The sequence below is a fragment of the Pedobacter frigoris genome (assembly GCF_005116445.1).
GTDB classification, from domain to species: Bacteria; Bacteroidota; Bacteroidia; order Sphingobacteriales; family Sphingobacteriaceae; genus Pedobacter; species Pedobacter frigoris.
Window position 1 is genome coordinate 183,595 of record NZ_SWBQ01000007.1, and the last position, 19,333, is coordinate 202,927.

Genomic DNA, 19,333 nt, shown 5'->3' on the forward strand with positions numbered 1-19,333 from the left:
AAGCCAATTATTTTGTAATGAAAATAGACCAGGAAAAGAGTGAATTTTTAGATGAAATGCTGAATCATTGGCAGGATGAAAATTTACTTTCAGCTGAAGATGTAAACAAACTTCGAAGCAGTTACGAAACAAAATCATTTGATTGGCGGAGGTTAGCTCAATATTCCTTCTGGATAGCCATGGCCTGTGGAGTGATATCACTAGGTGCATTATTGATTGACAAGAAGGTTTTAACTTATCTTGAGCGACTTTTTGATGCCTCTGATTTCATGATCAGTATTTTATCAGCTATAGCCGCTGCTGCCTTATATTTTTTCGCGTTCAAAAGGAAAGCATCTAAAGCCCATCAGGTTTTCAGCAATGAAGCGATGGTCTTCACAGCTGTAATGCTCACAGCAAATGCCATTGCCTATCTTGGCAAAGCACTGGACAATGGAACTGGCCATTTTTCTTTATTGATTCTCGCTTCAGTAATCATTTACGGGATACTCGCTTATATATTCAAATCCAGGCTGATTTGGGCATTTGTATTGATTTCATTAGGTGCCTGGTTTGGCACAGAAACCGGCTACTTATCCAGGTGGAACTGGTATTTTCTTGGAATGAATTATCCGCTTCGTTTCGTTCTTTTTGGTGCTTTTGTTACCGGAATTTCCTTTTTCCTGAAGCGCAGTAAACGACTTGACATCTTCTTTCAAACCAATTATATGTGCGGGATGATCTATCTTTTTATCTCCCTGTGGCTATTATCAATATTTGGCAATTTTGGCACACTGGAGGAATGGTACAACATCAAACAGTTGCATCTGTTTTACTGGGGATTGATTTCTGCTGCAGTTTGCATCATCAGTATATTCATAGGGCTGAAATACAGGGATCCCATAGCACGTGAATTTGGAATCACATTTTTGTTCATTAACCTCTATACCCGCTACTTCGAGTATTTCTGGGATACCTGGCATAAAGCGATATTCTTCTGCGTATTGGCTGCTTCTTTTTGGCTGATAGGCCGCAGGGCCGAAAAGATCTGGAACCTGGAATTTTTAAAGAAGTAATTTATCTTAAATATAGTTAATCACTTGTTTGACGATCAGGTACAATGCCAACACCCAAAGGAAGATGGCAATAGACTTATTGATCAAATAACTGCTTAAAGCAAATTTTTCCTGGACATAACGGGCAAAATGCGCGTAACCGTAAAGTGCGAGTGCTGAACCCATACCGGAACCCAAACTAAAAATAATTAACGAAAGATAATCTGTTTCAATCCATTCATGGAGGATCACATAATTGCCAAAAAACAGCCAAAACGGGATTTGCACCGGGTTTAAAATACCCAGCAACATCCCATAAAATACGCTGCCTCTTTTGCTTGAATTATTATCCTTGGCTTTTGGCGTTTTATTGCGCTGCATCCAGGTAATTGTTCCCATAATTAAGAACAGCATCACCATAAATGCATCTATATAGGTACTGATGCTAAAACCGTAGAGTTTGTAATCAAGGCTTACGTCGCTCGAGAGCCAGCGGGCAAAACGCATCATCCCAAAGGTGAAGAAAACCTCTACACAGGAAAAAGACAGGATAAACGACCAGGCCTGGCGCATACCTTTGTTGATGGTAAGTTGCGCTACTGTCAGGTTGATGTTTCCTGGGGGTATATAGCCAATGGCATTTAAAAAGATGCCAATAAAGAGGGTTAAAAAAAGCATGCGCGAAGATACAATTATTTCATATGTGCTTGTAAATACTTGCCGGTATAAGATGCTTTAACCCCAACGAGATCTTCTGGAGTACCTTCAAAAACGATGTTGCCTCCCTTGTCTCCACCTTCGGGACCGATATCAATCACCCAATCGGCAGACTTGATCATATCCATATTATGCTCTATCACCAGTATTGTATTTCCTTGTTCTATTAACGTATTCAATGCAATCAGCAATTTCTTGATATCATGAAAATGCAATCCGGTAGTCGGTTCATCAAATATAAATAAGGTCTTATTTGCATTGTTACCTTTAATCAGAAAAGAGGCAAGCTTAATCCGCTGGGCTTCTCCACCAGACAGTGTATTTGAGGATTGGCCAAGGTGAACATAGCCAAGACCAACATCTACCAGAGGCTGAAGTTTGTTCAGAATCTTTGGTTCGCTCTTAAAAAACTCCACAGCTTCTTCTATTGTAAGGTCTAAAATGTCTGCCACATTTTTATCCTGATAGGTAACGTCCAAAACCTGTTGTTTGAACCTCCTACCACCACAGGCCTCACATGGCAGGTATATATCTGCCATAAACTGCATTTCAATTTTTACCTCTCCTTCACCCTGACACACATCGCACCTTCCTCCTTCTACGTTGAAAGAAAATGCTGCAGGTTTTAGTCCGCCGGCTTTTGAAGCAGGTAAGGCCGCAAACAATGCCCTTACATCGTCCCATGCTTTTACATAGGTTACAGGATTGGATCGCGAAGACCGACCTATTGGATTTTGGTCAACCATTTCTACCTGGCTGATCAGCTCATAATTACCGAATATACCATCATAGGCTCCTGTCTGCTCGCCTGCATAATTGCCTATAGCCTTTTGCAATGCAGGATACAATATTTTCTTAACCAAACTGGTTTTACCAGAGCCGGAAACACCACTTACAACGGTAAAGACACCTATCGGGAATTTAACTTCGATGTTTTTAAGGTTGTTTTCTCTAGCTCCTTTAATTAAAATGTGGTCTTTCCAATTCCTGCGCTTTCCTGGTAAAGCAATGCTTTCCGCACCGGAAAGATACTTCCCTGTCAAGCTCTTTTTATCCTTAATAATTTGGTCGTATGTTCCGCTAAACACGAGGTTTCCGCCGTGAGTTCCGGCTTCAGGACCAATATCAATGATGTGATCTGCAGCCCTCATCATCTCCTCTTCGTGCTCAACTACAAGAACTGTATTACCCACATTTCTCAGTGACAACAATACCTCTATCAGTTTATTGGTGTCTCTTGGGTGTAAGCCGATACTCGGTTCATCCAGCACATATACAGATCCGACCAGACTACTACCTAAAGAGGTGGCCAGGTTGATGCGCTGGGATTCTCCCCCTGAAAGGGTATTTGAAAGGCGGTTTAAGGTCAGGTAACCTAAACCGACGTTATTTAAATATAAAACCCTGCTGGAAACTTCTGCCAGCAAACGTTTTGAGATCTTTTCATCATTTGACGACAGTTTAAGGTTGTCAAAGAAGTTCAGGATCTTAGACAAGGGCATCAACACGATATCAATAATTGACTTGTCATTTATCCTGACATAAGAAGCATCTTTGCGAAGTCTAGAGCCTTTGCAATCCGGGCAATTGGTTTTACCTCTGTATCTTGAAAGCATGACACGATACTGGATCTTATAAGTTTGCTCCTCTAATTCTTTAAAGAAAGCATCTAGTCCGGCGAAATATTTATTACCCGTCCATAGCACTTGCTGTTGTTTTTCATTCAATTCACTGAAAGGCCTGTGAATGGGAAAATCAAATTTACTGGCAGTAGCAATTAACTTTTCCAGCCAAACCCGCATTTTCTCTCCGCGCCATGGTGCAATTGCATTGTCGTATACACTTTTACTTTTATCAGGAATCACAAGGTCTTCATCAATTCCTATAACATTTCCATATCCCTCGCATCGCTTACAGGCTCCATATGGATTATTAAAGCTAAAGAAATTTGGTGTAGGTTCTTCAAACCGAATGCCGTCGAGTTCAAACCTGTCGCAGAAATGATTTAATTTCTCATTGTGTTCAACGAAACAATCTCCTTTGCCTTCGAAAAAAGCCGTCTGAACAGAATCAGCGATCCGGCTTAGTGTTTCATCATCAGAGGCAACGACAATACGGTCGATAAGGATTTTGATGGTATGCTCATCTGTGAGTTCAAAATCTTTAAAAGATTCATCTTCCAGTATATTCTCAATCTTCTCAATTTTATCCAGGTAAGAAACCCTTAAAAAACCCTTTTGCAGAAGCACAGCAAGTTCCTCTTTAACCGACCTGTTATTGTGAGGGAAAAGCGGACAAAATATGGTGACAACACTGTCCTCACCTAATGAAGAAATAAAATCTACAACCGTACTTACAGTATCTTTTTTTACCACCTCTCCAGAAACCGGGGAGATCGTTTTGCCTATCCTTGAAAACAGCAATTTCAGGTAGTCGTATATTTCAGTAGATGTACCGACAGTGGATCTCGGATTTGATGTGATCACTTTTTGTTCTATCGCAATAGCGGGAGCAATACCTTTGATATAATCTACATCAGGCTTATTCATCCTGCCCATAAACTGCCTTGCATAAGAGGATAAACTCTCAACATAACGGCGCTGACCTTCAGCATACAAAGTATCAAATGCCAGGGACGACTTACCAGAACCCGACATTCCGGTGATTACCACCAGTTTGTTTTTTGGAATGGCTACATCAATATTTTTAAGATTGTGAACTCTGGCACCCTTTATGATTATATTTTTATGTGGATCTTTATCGATTTCCTTATTCATTGATTTCTTGATAGAATACTGCTAATATAACGCAAAAAACACATATTGAGTTTTCTGGAGAAATGCAAAAATAAGGCTCTCAGGTCACTTTTGAATTTTTTTAACACTTTTTATATTGATTTGTAATAAAAAAATGCTTCTTTTGAATTGTTAACTAATGAATTAAACCACCACTCAAAAAACTAATAGGAGAAAAGATATCGAAACAAACATCTACTAAGTATTTTTTAGCAACAGCAGAAAGGGAATTTAGTAAGGATACTCCTATGAAATTACAACAGCACAGTGATCAGGAATTGGTAAAATTATACCTTAATGGCGATGAAGCCGTTTTGGAAGAACTTTTACGCAGGCATAAATCAAAAATTTATACTTCTATATATTTATTGGTTAAAGACCAGTATTTGGCCGAGGACATATTTCAGGATGCCTTTATTAAGGTAATAAACACCCTCAGATCCGGACGATACAACGAAGAGGGAAAATTTCTCCCTTGGGTGATGCGAATAGCACATAACCTTGTAATAGATTATTTCAGACGTGAAAAACGTGGTCCGGTAATTACCAGTGCCGATGGCACAGATGTATTTAACCTGCTTCAGTTTCAGGAAGAAAGCGCAGAAGACAGGATACTTAGAGAGCAAACACACCATGACTTAAGGGCTATGATCCATTTATTGCCCGAGGATCAAAAAGAAGTTTTAATTATGCGACATTATGCAGATTTAAGTTTCAAGGAAATCGCAGATTTAACAGATGTGAGTATAAATACTGCATTGGGCCGTATGAGGTATGCACTGAGCAATCTACGTAAGATGATGAAAGTCAAAGAAATATCTTAGCGCTTTTATATTCAACATTTGGTACTCATGCTTGCTTCACAGGTTGTTTCAACTGTGATGAAGCTATCAGATTCATTCCTCCCACTGTGTGGTTTGAAAAATCCTGATGGTTTCATTTGTAAAAAATAATTTACAATTAATTATAGTTAGGATTAAAATAAATTAATAACAATATCGTTAATTAGTAAAACAATATACGTTTATTGCTTATGATAAAAACCTCTACCTCAGTTAACAAAGTAAATTACACACAACAAAATCAGGAAATCAATCCTGCGGAAAATGTGGAAGCACTCGATTTAATGTTTTATGACAGCATTAAACCACAATTGAATAGATTAACTAAAAACCCTTCAGATGAAACCATTTCGAAGATTTTAGCCTACTCAAAAGCTAAGTAATTTAAATTCCGGAATTTTAAAGCCGCCAAAAAAACTGGCGGCTTTTTTTATTTCCTTAGTTTATATTAAGTTTGCCAATGCTCAAAAAAGAACGGTATAGACTTTTTGTGTCCCACTTTTCCGCCAGGCAACCTGACGCTGAAACGGAACTCCATTACAATAATCCATTTCAATTGCTTGTTGCAGTAATATTATCCGCACAGTGTACAGATAAACGGATCAACCAGGTAACACCAGCACTTTTTCAGCGTTTTCCCGATGCCAAAGCATTATCAGAAGTTACCCCTGATATTGTCTTTGATTATATCAGAAGCGTAAGCTATCCTAATAACAAAGCCAAGCACCTTGTCGGGATGGCCAACATGCTGCTCAATGAATTCAATAATGAAGTCCCTTCGGATATAGACGACCTTCAGAAAATGCCGGGTGTTGGGAGAAAAACTGCCAATGTAATTGCATCAGTGATCTACAATGCCCCTGCAATGGCCGTTGATACTCACGTTTTCAGAGTGGCCAACCGTATTGGACTGTCAAGCGGAAAGACACCCTTAGCTGTGGAAAAAGAATTGGTGAAATATTTGCCAGAAGAAGTGATACATGTGGCCCATCATTGGTTAATATTACATGGGAGGTATGTTTGCGTGGCCAGGTCTCCAAAATGTGGAATTTGTGAAATAACAGATTTCTGCAAATATTTTCAAAACACTAAAAAACAAACTAAAATATTTAGCGAAAAATGAATAGCAATTAAAAAACAATAATTTTTATTTGCTTTTTTGAATTAAATATTAATACATTTGCTAACGTAATTAGCACATAGATAAGTACCTAATTTATCTTACTTACAGAATTAATGATATGAGCACAAACGCAGACAAATTAAAAGCACTACAACTTACACTGGATAAGTTAGAAAAATCATACGGTAAAGGTACTGTAATGAAACTTGGAGATAATGCTGTAGAGCCTATTGAATCTATATCCACGGGATCTATCAGCTTAGACATCGCTTTAGGTATTGGTGGTGTACCAAAAGGAAGAATCATTGAAATTTATGGCCCTGAATCTTCTGGTAAAACGACCCTAGCAACGCACATTATAGCTGAAGCGCAGAAAAAAGGCGGATTAGCTGCAATAATAGATGCGGAGCACGCATTTGATAAAGGTTATGCAAAGAAACTTGGTGTAGATGTAGACAATTTATTGATATCACAACCGGACAATGGTGAACAGGCATTGGAAATTGCAGATAACCTGATCAGATCCGGAGCTATAGATGTAATCGTAATTGACTCTGTTGCGGCATTGGTGCCAAAAGCTGAAATTGAAGGCGAGATGGGAGACTCTAAAATGGGGCTGCACGCACGCTTAATGTCACAGGCATTACGTAAACTTACCGGAACCATTTCTAAAACCGGATGCTGCTGTATCTTCATCAATCAATTGCGTGAAAAGATCGGAGTAATGTTTGGAAATCCGGAAACTACAACCGGTGGTAATGCATTGAAGTTTTATGCTTCTGTACGTTTAGACATCCGCAGAACCTCTCAAATTAAGGACTCTGATGAAGTTTCAGGAAACAGGGTAAAAGTTAAAATTGTAAAAAACAAGGTTGCCCCTCCTTTTAGAATAGCTGAATTTGACATCATGTTTGGAGAAGGAATCTCTAAAACAGGAGAAATCATTGATCTTGGTGTTGATTTCAATATCATTAAAAAAGCGGGTTCGTGGTTCTCTTATGGAGATACTAAACTTGGACAAGGCAGAGATGCAGTTAAACAATTGCTTATGGACAATCCTGAATTGTCTGAAGAAATAGAAGCAAAAATACGTGCTGAAGTGACAGGTGAGAAATTAGAAGAAAAGTTATAATAAATATCATTAGTGCAAAAAGGGGCTGCTTTATAAATAAAGCAGCCCCTTTTTAGTATACAGATAAGAACTATCTGTAGCTAGGAGTATGTGCTTTATTGTTCTGTAGATATGGGTGATTTTTCAGAAATTTAGAATCGAAACGAACGATCACTACCAATGCAACAATAGCCATCAACGCCAGAACGACTATTCCCAGGTAATTCTTCTTTTTATCCTTTCTGATCAGCCATGCCATAAAGACAACCAATGGTATCAACATTAATCCAAAAAACACAAAACTCATTGTAGTCATATTCTCTTATATTTAAAAATCCATTCTGGATAGAGGTGCAACATCCTGCCCCACAAAATCCTTATTCAAATACTTATGATATCCTGCTATAGCAATCATACCTGCATTATCTGTGCAATACTCAAATGCAGGAATGTAAACATTCCAGTTCAGTTCTTCTGCTAACTTTTGCAAAGATAGTCTTAATCCGCTATTCGCGGATACCCCGCCTGCGATTGCTATTTCTTTAATGCCATATTGCTTTGCAGCTTTCTTCAGCTTATTCAATAGAATACTAACAATACTATGCTGAACCGAAGCACATATATCATTTAAATGCTCCGTTATAAAATCAGGGTTTTCCTTTTGCATATTTCTAATGAAATATAAAATGGAAGTCTTAAATCCACTAAAACTATAATTAAGATCCTTGATCTGAGGTTCTCCGAATTTAAATGCCAACGGATTTCCTTCCTTCGCATGTTTATCAATCAGCGGTCCTCCGGGATATGGCAAATCCAGAATCTTTGCAGTCTTATCAAAAGCCTCTCCTGCCGCATCATCGAGGGTCTCTCCCACTATTTCCATGTCAAAATAATCCCTGACTACGACAATTTGAGTATGTCCGCCAGATACGGTTAGACAAATAAATGGAAATACAGGTTTAGGATCATCAATAAAATGGGCCAATATATGAGCATGCATATGGTTCACCGAAACTAAAGGGAGATTCAGCGCAAGCGCAAATGATTTAGCGAAAGATACCCCAACTAACAAGGAGCCCAACAAACCAGGCCCTCGTGTAAAAGCAACTGCATTCAGTTCCTTTTTAGTAACTTTAGCATCAATCAATGCCTGTTGAATTACCGGCACTATATTCTGCTGATGTACTCTTGACGCAAGTTCCGGAATTACACCACCATAATTTTGATGAATTGTTTGGTTTGCAATAACATTGGCAGTAATTTTGCCGTTGTTACATATAGCAACAGAGGTTTCATCACAGGAAGATTCAATAGCAAGTATTACAGACACGTTTATTATTATTAAGCTACAAAATTATTAAAAAACTATTAAAAATACTTCTTTGGGTGATTGCATCGGTATTATTACTGTTTGCTGTCATTTTATTTTCACTTCAATTTAAACCTGTACAGACTTTCGTCGCAAAAAAAGCCGCTGCATATCTTTCTAAAGAGTTAAATACCACTATTTCATTAACAGGCCTCTACATCAAACCTTTTAAATCTATTGTACTGGAAAACCTGCTTGTCTTAGATCTCCAGAAAGATACCATATTAAATACACCAAAGTTTATCGTCGACATCAACAGACTTTCTATCGATCAGCGAGTTGTTGACATCAACACAGTACAAATCAATAATGGATCGTTCTATCTGAAATCCTATAAAGATAAGTCGACAAACATAGACTTTATTATTGATTACTTTGATTCAGGAGCTCCCACAGTCAAAAAGAAAAAGAAACCGTATAAAATCTCCTTTGATCGTGTGATCATGAATAACTTCGCCTTCAGGTATAAAAACTTTAAGGTCGATACAGTCATCAAGGGCGTAAATTTTGATGATGTCCACCTTACCAGCTTAAATGGCATATTGGAAAAAATAAACACTGAAGATCACATCATACAGGCCGACATTAAAAACCTGACCTTTAAAGAAAAAAGCGGCTTTTATCTTAAAAACTTAACTGCTTTTACTACTGTAGATACCAATCAGATCGAGCTGCAGCATCTGATGCTGGAGACCAACAGAAGCAGGTTATCTGATTATTTTCAAATGCGTTTCAAAAGCTACAAAGACTTCAATGATTACGTGAATAAAGTCAGGATGAAAGCTGTATTTAAAAACAGTTTTCTTGCTTCCAGAGACATCGCCTATTTCATTTCTGAACTGGCCAACATGAATTTGAATATTGATGTTGATGGTCAGGTTACAGGGTTGGTTAATAACCTGAAAGCAAAAAAGCTTTCTATCAAGGCCGGAAAGGCGACGCATATCAAAGGTGACTTCAGCTTAAAAGGTCTTCCCAACCTAAAAGAAACCTTTATGGACCTGAAGATTGAACTTGCGGGCACCAACAAAAAAGACCTGGATGAAATCCTTACGGACTTTACTGGCAAAAAGAAAAAGATAGTTCCCGAAATCATCAACAAGTTTGGAAACATCAACTTCAATGGTTCATTTACTGGTTTTCAAAATGATTTCATTGCCTATGGGGAGTTCAAAACCAAACTTGGCAGAGTGGTTTCGGATGTAAACATGAAAATCGATAAAAAGGGAACACCTTCTTATACTGGTTATGTTAAAACTTATGATTTTAATTTAGGTGAATTAATTAAAGAAAAGAGCTTAGGTAGGTTATCTGCTTCATTATATGTTAAGGGCCGGGGAACGGAGATCAATAACCTTTCTGAAAACATCAATGGTGACATTAGTTATATCGACTTCAATAACTATCGATATCGGAATGTTAAGATTGATGGAACATTTAACAAAAAGTATTTTGACGGCAGCCTAAGGATAAATGATAAAAATGTACAGCTGGTCTTTGACGGCGGAGTAAACTTAAATCCCAAACTACCTGTATTTAACTTTACCGCGACCATCAACAATGCCAAACTTAAGGCACTTAAATTATATAAAGATTCTTTGATGATCGATGCTAAGTTTAGCACCAATTTTTCCGGCAATAACCTCAATAACATCCAAGGCAACTTACTCATCCAGCAAATCAGGCTGGATAATGTAAAAGGGGTTTATAATATTGACTCAGTTCAGTTGAAAGCAAACGGTATAGGAAGAGACAGGACGCTTACTATCAATTCTGACATACTTGATGCCAGCATCAGTGGTCAGTATGATTTAAATACCATTCCGTCTTACTACAAAGCCCTTGCAAAGAAATATATACCCTCACTTAAAACGGATATCGTAGCATTTGGAGACCAGATTTTTAAGTTTGACTTACGGATTAAGAGGTTTGAACCCATTGCTGAACTGATTGCACCTGGACTTGAGATCGAAGATCAGGCAGTTTTCATCGGAAACTTTGACTCTCCAAATAACATAGCTACAGTCAATGGCTTCGTGAAAAAACTGAAGTATAAAGGCATAATTGTAAATAACATTATTGTCGATGAAAACACTTCTACAAATCAGCTACAGGCCATTATTACATCTGATAGGGTTGATTTGAACGATTCCCTGTACTTGAAGAATGTCAATATATCTAACATCCTTAGGAATGACAGTCTTTCACTAAACGTAAAATTATCTAATTCTGATGACGCCAATCAACTCGATCTAAATGGATTGATAGAGTTTGCAAATGATACAACAGCCCGCGTCAGTATCCTTCCTTCAATTCTTAAGATCAACAGTGAGGAATGGAAAATTCAGGAAAAGGTCCGCATCAATTTCCACCAGGGCAAAACAGAGATCAGCAATTTTGATCTAAGCAACGGAAAACAGCTACTCACTCTTGATGGGACGCTTTCAAATGACCCTGAAGACTTACTACTTATAGGCTTTAAAGACTTCAGTCTGACGACAATAAATCCTTTTGTAAAAGCTATGGGAATCAAATTAGACGGAAATATTAATGGCGAAACAAAGCTCTACAATATATTAAAAACGCCCAGGATTTCAGATAATCTAAAAATAGATTCCTTAGCATTCAATGATACTTATATAGGCAACCTGACCGACACATCTTCTTATGACCGCACCAGTAATCTGGTTAACATCTACACCAATATTAGGGCGTTTGATAAGGAAACCCTAAAAGTATCGGGAAACCTGGATCTTGAAAAGAAAGAGATAGACCTCAATGTGAAACTGGATGAAAGTGAACTCGCTGTTTTAGAACCCTTTGTCAACAAACTTGTTTCTAACCTTAAAGGCCATATATCAACAGATCTCGAAATAAAAGGTCCATTCAGTAAACCTTCAATTAATGGGGAAGTATCATTTGATGAGGGACAAATGACCATTAACTATTTAAAAACAACGTATACCTTAAATGACAAGGTGACCATAGACAACAGCGTGATCAACATTGACGATCTTAAGCTTAAAGATGTAGATGGCAATGAGGCAGTAGCAAATGGCACCGTAGATCTGAATGATATAAACAATCCGACTCTTGATGTTGCCGTTGAAGCAACTAATTTTATGGCGTTGAATACCACAGAAAAGGACAATAGCGTATATTTCGGAAAGGCATATGGAACGGGCACCTTTAAATTTAGAGGTCCTACAAATAAAATGTTTATTGATATAGATGCCAAAACTGAAAAAGGCACAGTATTCAACCTGCCATTAAATAGTTCAGAGACTGTATCAAGCAAAGATTTCATCACTTTTGTCAGTAAAGACACTGCAGCTGTTGTTAAAAAACAGACCAGCTTCGATGGACTAACCATGAACTTGAAACTGGTAGTTGATGCCAACAGTACGGCAAACATTTTTACAACGCTGGGTAATCTTAGTGGAAAAGGTTATTCAAAAAACCTGACTTTGAACATCAACAGCCTGGGAGATTTCGAAATGTCTGGAGACTACATCATTGAATCCGGAAGTTTTGATTTTACCGCGCAGGAAATCATCAATAAGAAATTCAACATCCGGCAGGGCGGAACTATCAGATGGACGGGCAACCCCACAACGGCTCAGATTAACCTAAAGGCCATCTACGCATTGAGAGCCAGTCTTACAGATTTATATACCGCTGCCAATCGGGATGGAGGTACAAATGCCAATGAACGTGTGCTTACTGAAGTAGAAATGGGACTAACTGGTTTGTTATTAAAACCAGACATTAAACTCGATATTTTCTTCCCTTCTAACCCTGCGATTAAAGAGGAAATGCAATCTTACTTCAATGATGATAACAATAGAAACTTACAGGCACTCAGTCTGATCATCAGGAGAAGTTTTGCTCCGGGAACCGGCAAGGAAGGTCTGGGCAAGCAGCTCACCTCAGGCGTAGCAAGTACGGCAACAGAACTCTTGTTTAATCAGTTTAACAATGTGCTTTCTTCCCTTAACCTTGACTTTGTAGACATCAACATTAAATCATTAAGTGAAGCCAATGCCTCGTTCAGATTTTTTAACGACAGGGTGATCCTGAACGCAGGAATAGTAGATAGAAGAAGTACAAATGACCTTTCTCCGATAGGTTTTACAAAAAATAACGTGGGTGGAGAAGTTGAAGTCCTGGCACTTATTAAAAAAGATGGGACATTAATTGGAAAACTGGCGAACAAACCTCCTACTCAGCAAACTAACTTCTTCAACACAGGATTGAGTCAAAACAACAACGTTACATCATTTGGATTAATATATACTCAGCAGTTCGATAGCTTTAGTGAGTTTTTAAAGAAAATTACGGGCGAGTATAAAAGGGCACAAAAAAAGAAAGCGGATGAGGAAAAATCCAAACCCGCTACTAAGTCTTCATCCAATAAAGAAGGTACGATCTCAGACAAAAAATCGTCTAAGAAAAAATAACTACCCCTTCATGATATGATGTCCCATCTTGTCCCTTTTGGTCTTTAAATAAGTCTCATTGTGAACATTACTTTCTATCTCAATACCAATATTTTCCACTATTTCAAGACCATAACCAATCAGGCCCGCTCTTTTAGTAGGGTTGTTAGACATTAATTTCATTTTTGTAACGCCTTGATGCCTCAATATCTGTGCTCCAACACCATAGTCGCGCTCATCACCTTTGAAACCAAGTTTGATGTTTGCCTCAACAGTATCAAAACCAGCATCTTGCAGGTTATAGGAACGTAATTTATTGATAAGACCAATGCCTCTTCCTTCCTGATTCATGTATACGATTACGCCCTTCCCTTCTTTATCAATCATCTCCATCGCTTTATGCAATTGAGGTCCGCAATCGCACCTGCAAGAGCCAAATATATCGCCAGTCATGCAAGAACTATGAACACGGGTTAAAACCGGCTCATCTTCCTTCCATTCTCCTTTACTGATTGCCAAATGAGTTGCACCGGTATCCAGTTGAGTGTAAGCAGTCATTTTAAAATCTCCCCATTGTGTTGGTAGATTTACGGTAACCTCTTCCTTAATTAAGCTTTCTTTACTTAATCTATAAGCGATCAAATCCTTAATTGAAATTACCTTTAACTGGTGCTGAGCCGCGATTTTGATCAAGTCCGGTAACCTCGCCATCTCACCATCCTCTTTCAGAATCTCCACCAACACGCCTGCGGGCTCCATTCCGGCCAGCCTTGCAAGATCAACCGTTGCTTCAGTATGGCCGGCTCTTCTTAGAACCCCGCCATCCTTAGCCCTTAATGGAAAAATGTGCCCAGGTCTTCCCAATTCAGCCGGATCAATATTTGGATTTATTAGTGCCTGGATAGTTTTAGATCTGTCTGATGCAGAAATACCGGTAGTACAGCCGTACCCTTGTAAGTCGACAGAAACGGTAAAGTTAGTTTCATAAACCGCCGTATTTTTGCCAACCATTGCTTCCAGACCGAGCTCGTCACATCTCTGCTCAGTTAAAGGAGCGCAGATTAAGCCCCTGCCGTAAGTGGCCATAAAATTAATTACCTCTGGAGTAGCATTAGCTGCTGCTGTTAAAAAGTCACCTTCATTCTCACGATCTTCATCATCCACAACAATGATTACCTTTCCAGCTTTTATATCAGCAATAGCATCTTCTATTGCATCTAGTTTAATTTCCATTTTCAGAATATTGTCTATAAAGTAATTGCGCAAGTTTTTTACCTATACAATTAAAATACAAAGTTACAACCTTCGTGCTCAATATCACGTTTTAAATATCATAAATAAGTAATGAAAAAATGCTGCTAACTGGATTTAAGATTCTGCGGCGTACCCAGATCCTTCTTCTTCTTTTTGAAAAAACCAATCGCCAATTGCTTGAAATAATCTATATCAAACAACGCAGAATCGACCGTTGCCTTGTAAGTCAGGAATGCTCCTAAAGGGGATAATACAAAAATAGCGAGCCACATACCAAAAAACGGCATGAGCGACCCTGTCGTCGCAGACTTCTCTGATACTGTAGCAATGATATGATAAAGTAGAAAAAATACAATGGCCATCACGACTGGTAGGCCTAATCCACCTTTTCTTATGATGGCACCTAATGGAGCACCAATAAAAAATAACAGCAGACAAGACGCCGCAAGAGTAAACTTGCGTTGAAATTCAATCTGGACTTTTATGATGTTCTTTGTCCTGTCTTCAAAATCAGTAATCCTTCCCGCCGTTGTTTGTTTGATTGTAGTCGCCTGATCCAGGGCTGTTTGTATAATGGAGAGCCTCTGGGTAGGTTGTAATTCTTTTACAATTTCCCCTTTGATAGTTTTCAGAGGAGCTTTTACCTTAGTATATCCCTTCGTATAGTTATTTTGCTTATAATAACTGTGAACGTTGACAGCCGCAAACTTATTAATGCTATCTAACTCTTTTGATAAAGAATCTTCCTTCTTTTTTAACCCCTTTAAGTTTAGCATCTGCGTGTTACCTTTGAACTCCTGCTCATTGGTTCTACTCATCTTAAAGCTGGAAATATCAAATTTCTGATCGGTTTCCTCAAACCTCATTCGGGTCAGTTCCTGCCGAGGGTTATAATTGTTCCTACCGCTCGATTCTTCATACCTGACACCGTTTTTAAGCTTCAGCAACAAGTATTTATCATCGCTCGACATCTTGCCTTCTTTTGCAAGAATGATCTTTGATCCTCCACTTGTATTGGTATGATCGTAGATCATTACATCATAAAGAGATCCATCCTCACCTTTTTTATCTACTCTAATAGAATAACCCGGTATGCTGTTGTTAAATACACCCGGTTTTATCAAAAACGATAATTTCTTATTGGTGATATCCCATAACAAAGACCCGTACTTCAAATTAGCCTTTGGCAGCATGTAATCGGAAAAGAAAAAGGAACCTATTGCGATGAATATAATAAGGGTCAGCAACGGCATCATAGCTTTCTGTAAAGACACACCGGCAGATTTAATAGCCACCAGCTCATAATTCTCCCCCAATGTCCCAAATGTCATTATGGAAGACAAAAGTATCGACAGTGGCAATGCCATAGACACATTAGCTGCCGATGCATAATACATCAATTCAAGTATAATGTACCATTCAAATCCTTTTCCTATTAAATCATCAACGTATTTAAATAAAAAAAGCATGAGCAGAATGAACATCACAATAAAGAATGTGACGAAAAAAGGCCTTATGAATGCTTTGAGCAGAAGTAAATGAATCTTTTTCAATATACAAATGTAGGCAAAGCAGTCGAAAAACTAAGCACCAATTACACTATGCAGATAGTTAATCTGATTATCCCAAATTAAGGTGCGCTCGGCTTTTGTATCATCTGTAGCAAAATCTGTTATAGAAAGTGCGACATCATTGGTCAATTCATCCTGTACGATCTCCATTTCAAAATAACAATGTGGCTCGTCATCAACCCACTTGAATTTAACAGACTTATTTTCTTTAAGGCTCAGCAGCTTTGCTTTCTGAACTTCATCATCCCATGTAAATGTGTAAACCTGATCCCGGAAAACTACATCATCGGCAAACCACTGAGATAAACCATTTGGCTCACTAATAAAACTAAATAAAATACGCGGAGAAGACCTCAATTCATATTCCAGCGTAAATTTTTTCTTCTCTGACATCGTTAAACACTTATTTCTTCAATTATTAGACAATTTTTTAATATTTGTTTCTAAAGAAAAGTAATTTATTCTATATTTGCAACTCTTTAAAAATAAGATTTCCGGCGGGGTAGCTCAGATGGTTAGAGCGCAGGATTCATAACCCTGAGGTCGGCAGTTCGATTCTGCTCCCCGCTACGTTAAAAGCCGGTTTTACCGGCTTTTTTTATACCCTTAATTTCTAGACACTTACTTATACATAAATAAAAAATCATGCCATTTGCAGATTCCCCAACCCTACTTGACATGATTCCTTTAATATAGAAAAGACTTAATTAAAATGCTATTTTGCTAGATATCCTTCAGCCATTTTTAATGCCTGATATGCATTTACTATACCTCCACTTACACATAAATCTGAAAAGGACGCCCTCACCGTCTCATCACGTTCATTTTTATATTTAACTTTCTGGCTCACTTTTGATACCGACTTCATGATAATTTCCCGTACCTGATGAGGTTTCAAATCAGGATAGTAACTCAATATTAAAGCTGCCAATCCAGATACTACCGGCGCAGCCATACTTGTACCGTCGAATTCCTTGTACTTAGAACCAGGTATTGTTGAGTTGATCATAAAGCCCGGAGCAAATACATCTACCGTATACTTACCATAATTAGAAAAAGAAGCTTTTAAATCAGCATCATTTTTATATGCGCTGGCGCCAACTTCTATCCAGTTATTTGCATGCGACAGCTTAAATTTACCTGTATCGATAGGCTTTGGTTTAAAAGTACTCACAGATCCCCTCCCACCCATCGGTCCATACATATTGCTGTTTCTTTGCTGCGCTTCCTTTGCTTTATCAAGCAGCTCTTTTACGGCGTCTGCTTTTCTCTGTTTTGTATAAGCAATAGACTCTGGAGTCTCAAAGTACTTATTTGGAAAATTATCCTCTACATCATTGTTTTCATTATCGTTTCCAGCAGCATGAACCAATAAAACGCCTTTCTCTTCGGCATATTTCACCGCATCATCAACCACTTTCTTATCCCATTTAAATCCCTTGCCAAAACTCATATTAACAATTCTGGCACCGTTATCCACTGCATATCTGATACCATTAGCCACATCTTTATCCCGCTCATCCCCTTCTGGCACAACCCTTATAGCCATGATATTTACGCTATTGGAAATCCCGTTAATGCCTATTCCATTTTCTCTCTTTGCACCTATTATTCCCGACACATGAGATCCATGGTCTGCATTTGGCCCCATAACGTCACTATTTCCATAATTACGCTCATAAGAATTGGAATAATCATCCCCGACCAGTTCTTTTCTGGCGTCATAATCCATATTCAGGTTATACTTAAGCATTACATCGTATTGCTTATAAGCATCCTTCATTTCCTCATAAAACTTATCAATCCCTTTACTGTCTTTAGCACCACCCCTGATGATCTTCTTGATCTGTTCCTCCTCCTCGCTCTCTGGCACATATTTATCTATGTCATCTAGTGATGGGATTTTCTTTTTATTTACTACTGCTACTGAGTCAAGCACCTTATTGATCATACTGATGATCGCAAAGGTCCTGTCTGCTTCATTGTATTTTTCTCCAAATTCCTTTGTTGCCTTTTGATAGATAGCAAATTCGTCTTTTTCTGCGCTATCCAGAACGGTCATTTTAGTTGTAGATATAAACTTTGGTAAATAAGCTCTTCTGATCCTTGTCATTTCAAGGTTATCATAAGCTAGGTTACCTTTTTTAGATCCAATAAAATTCCAGCCATGAACATCATCAATATATCCATTACCATCATCATCGATCCCATTACCAGGGATTTCCTTCTTATTTGTCCACAAAACATCCTTCAGATCTTCATGTTTAAGATCTACACCGCCATCAATCACCGCCACAACAATTTTTTGCTTAGGCTGCTTACCAGATAATAGTTCTTTATAAGCCCTTTCAGTACTGATCCCAAAGAAACCGTCCTGCAAAAGATCAAGGTTATACCAGTTTGGCGGCAATTTAATGTCTTTACTTTGCGAAAAAGCATTCACACTGAAAAACAAGAAAATTATATAAGGCAGTACTTTGTTCAGTTTCATTATCAATATCCTCTAATACATAAACGTAAAATACAATTATACGGTTTTATTATAATTAGGCTGAAGATTTAGCATTTTTTAACATGCTTTAAGCGACTCTATAGCTATACCTGCCATTACCATTGGGATTAAAACTTGACGTTGTACTTTCCTGGAATTATTAAAATGCAAACTCCGCGATGGAGCACAAGCCAAAAAAGCGTATAAAATATCTGATAAGGAGTATTCCTGGACGAAAAAGTGCTGAATAAGAGGAAACAGGTAACATAAAACAACGGCCTGTCAGTTGATTTACAAATGAGAAAAGATTATAAACAAGAAAAGCCTGTAGTTTTAGCTACAGGCTTTCTTTAAGATTTGGCACCGACCTACTCTCCCACGTGTTACCGCAGTACCATCGGCTCTGGTGGGCTTAACTTCTCTGTTCGGAATGGGAAGAGGTGGACACCACCGATATAGGCACCTAAATATTTTTAATGTTATTTAGTTGTATATCTCTGTATCGCTTTGCAGCAGTACAGGCTTTATATTTCAACATATAACAATGACATATTATTGAAAGAAGTTAAGTTAGGAAGAACAAACAA

The 19,333-nt window shown here is 38.1% G+C and carries 14 protein-coding genes, 1 tRNA gene and 1 rRNA gene; 7 read left to right on the forward strand and 9 right to left on the reverse strand.

The features are described from left to right. Positions 1-17 precede the first annotated feature (17 nt). Positions 18-1,055, forward strand: coding sequence for a DUF2157 domain-containing protein (locus tag FA047_RS19510; RefSeq protein WP_136837772.1), 1,038 nt, complete (start codon positions 18-20; stop codon positions 1,053-1,055). Positions 1,056-1,061: 6 nt separating this feature from the next. Here the strand turns inward: FA047_RS19510 and FA047_RS19515 are convergent, their stop codons facing one another. Both FA047_RS19515 and uvrA read right to left on the reverse strand, forming a co-directional pair. Further along, positions 1,062-1,712 (reverse strand): LysE family transporter, encoded by a 651-nt coding sequence (locus FA047_RS19515; RefSeq protein WP_136837773.1) that lies wholly within the window; start codon positions 1,710-1,712, stop codon positions 1,062-1,064. A gap of 14 nt (positions 1,713-1,726) precedes the next feature. Next, on the reverse strand, positions 1,727-4,528 hold the full coding sequence (gene uvrA / locus FA047_RS19520) for an excinuclease ABC subunit UvrA (RefSeq protein WP_136837774.1): 2,802 nt from the start codon (positions 4,526-4,528) through the stop codon (positions 1,727-1,729). Positions 4,529-4,794: 266 nt separating this feature from the next. Between uvrA and FA047_RS19525 the strand changes: the two genes are divergently transcribed. From FA047_RS19525 to recA, 4 genes are all read left to right on the forward strand, one after another. Beyond that, complete coding sequence (locus tag FA047_RS19525) at positions 4,795-5,370, forward strand: RNA polymerase sigma factor (protein ID WP_136837775.1); 576 nt, start codon at positions 4,795-4,797, stop codon at positions 5,368-5,370. A gap of 209 nt (positions 5,371-5,579) precedes the next feature. Then, a complete protein-coding gene (locus tag FA047_RS19530; RefSeq protein WP_136837776.1) occupies positions 5,580-5,771 on the forward strand; it encodes a hypothetical protein in 192 nt (63 codons plus the stop codon). Between the two features lie 77 nt (positions 5,772-5,848). Next, positions 5,849-6,511, forward strand: coding sequence for an endonuclease III (nth, locus tag FA047_RS19535; RefSeq protein WP_136837777.1), 663 nt, complete (start codon positions 5,849-5,851; stop codon positions 6,509-6,511). A 118-nt stretch (positions 6,512-6,629) separates the two neighbouring features. Continuing rightward, entirely contained in the window at positions 6,630-7,643 is a 1,014-nt protein-coding gene (gene recA, locus FA047_RS19540; RefSeq protein WP_136837778.1) for a recombinase RecA, read from the forward strand. Positions 7,644-7,713: 70 nt separating this feature from the next. On the opposite strand, the gene FA047_RS19545 is transcribed toward recA, so the two are convergent. Together FA047_RS19545 and tsaD are read right to left on the reverse strand one after the other, a co-directional pair. Further along, a complete protein-coding gene (locus FA047_RS19545) occupies positions 7,714-7,938 on the reverse strand; it encodes a hypothetical protein (protein ID WP_136837779.1) in 225 nt (74 codons plus the stop codon). Positions 7,939-7,950: 12 nt separating this feature from the next. Beyond that, positions 7,951-8,952: a tRNA (adenosine(37)-N6)-threonylcarbamoyltransferase complex transferase subunit TsaD gene (tsaD, locus tag FA047_RS19550; protein WP_136837780.1), complete on the reverse strand. Its 1,002-nt coding sequence runs from the start codon at positions 8,950-8,952 to the stop codon at positions 7,951-7,953. Positions 8,953-9,008: 56 nt separating this feature from the next. On the opposite strand from tsaD, the gene FA047_RS19555 reads away from it, so the two are divergent. After that, positions 9,009-13,451 (forward strand): translocation/assembly module TamB domain-containing protein, encoded by a 4,443-nt coding sequence (locus FA047_RS19555; RefSeq protein ID WP_225872800.1) that lies wholly within the window; start codon positions 9,009-9,011, stop codon positions 13,449-13,451. Here the strand turns inward: FA047_RS19555 and FA047_RS19560 are convergent, their stop codons facing one another. The 3 genes from FA047_RS19560 to FA047_RS19570 form a co-directional block, all read right to left on the reverse strand. After that, positions 13,452-14,663, reverse strand: a complete 1,212-nt coding sequence (locus FA047_RS19560) for a bifunctional 3,4-dihydroxy-2-butanone-4-phosphate synthase/GTP cyclohydrolase II (protein WP_136837781.1) — start codon at positions 14,661-14,663, stop codon at positions 13,452-13,454. It lies immediately after the preceding gene. Positions 14,664-14,788: 125 nt separating this feature from the next. Continuing rightward, a complete protein-coding gene (locus FA047_RS19565; protein ID WP_136837782.1) occupies positions 14,789-16,237 on the reverse strand; it encodes an LptF/LptG family permease in 1,449 nt (482 codons plus the stop codon). A 30-nt stretch (positions 16,238-16,267) separates the two neighbouring features. Beyond that, on the reverse strand, positions 16,268-16,648 hold the full coding sequence (locus FA047_RS19570) for an START-like domain-containing protein (protein WP_136837783.1): 381 nt from the start codon (positions 16,646-16,648) through the stop codon (positions 16,268-16,270). 103 nt (positions 16,649-16,751) lie between these two features. On the opposite strand from FA047_RS19570, the gene FA047_RS19575 reads away from it, so the two are divergent. After that, positions 16,752-16,825 (forward strand) — tRNA-Met (locus tag FA047_RS19575). A 145-nt stretch (positions 16,826-16,970) separates the two neighbouring features. Here FA047_RS19575 and FA047_RS19580 read toward each other — a convergent pair. Together FA047_RS19580 and rrf are read right to left on the reverse strand one after the other, a co-directional pair. Continuing rightward, positions 16,971-18,746, reverse strand: a complete 1,776-nt coding sequence (locus FA047_RS19580; protein WP_136837784.1) for a S8 family peptidase — start codon at positions 18,744-18,746, stop codon at positions 16,971-16,973. Positions 18,747-19,101: 355 nt separating this feature from the next. Further along, positions 19,102-19,213 (reverse strand): 5S ribosomal RNA (gene rrf, locus FA047_RS19585). Positions 19,214-19,333 lie beyond the last annotated feature (120 nt).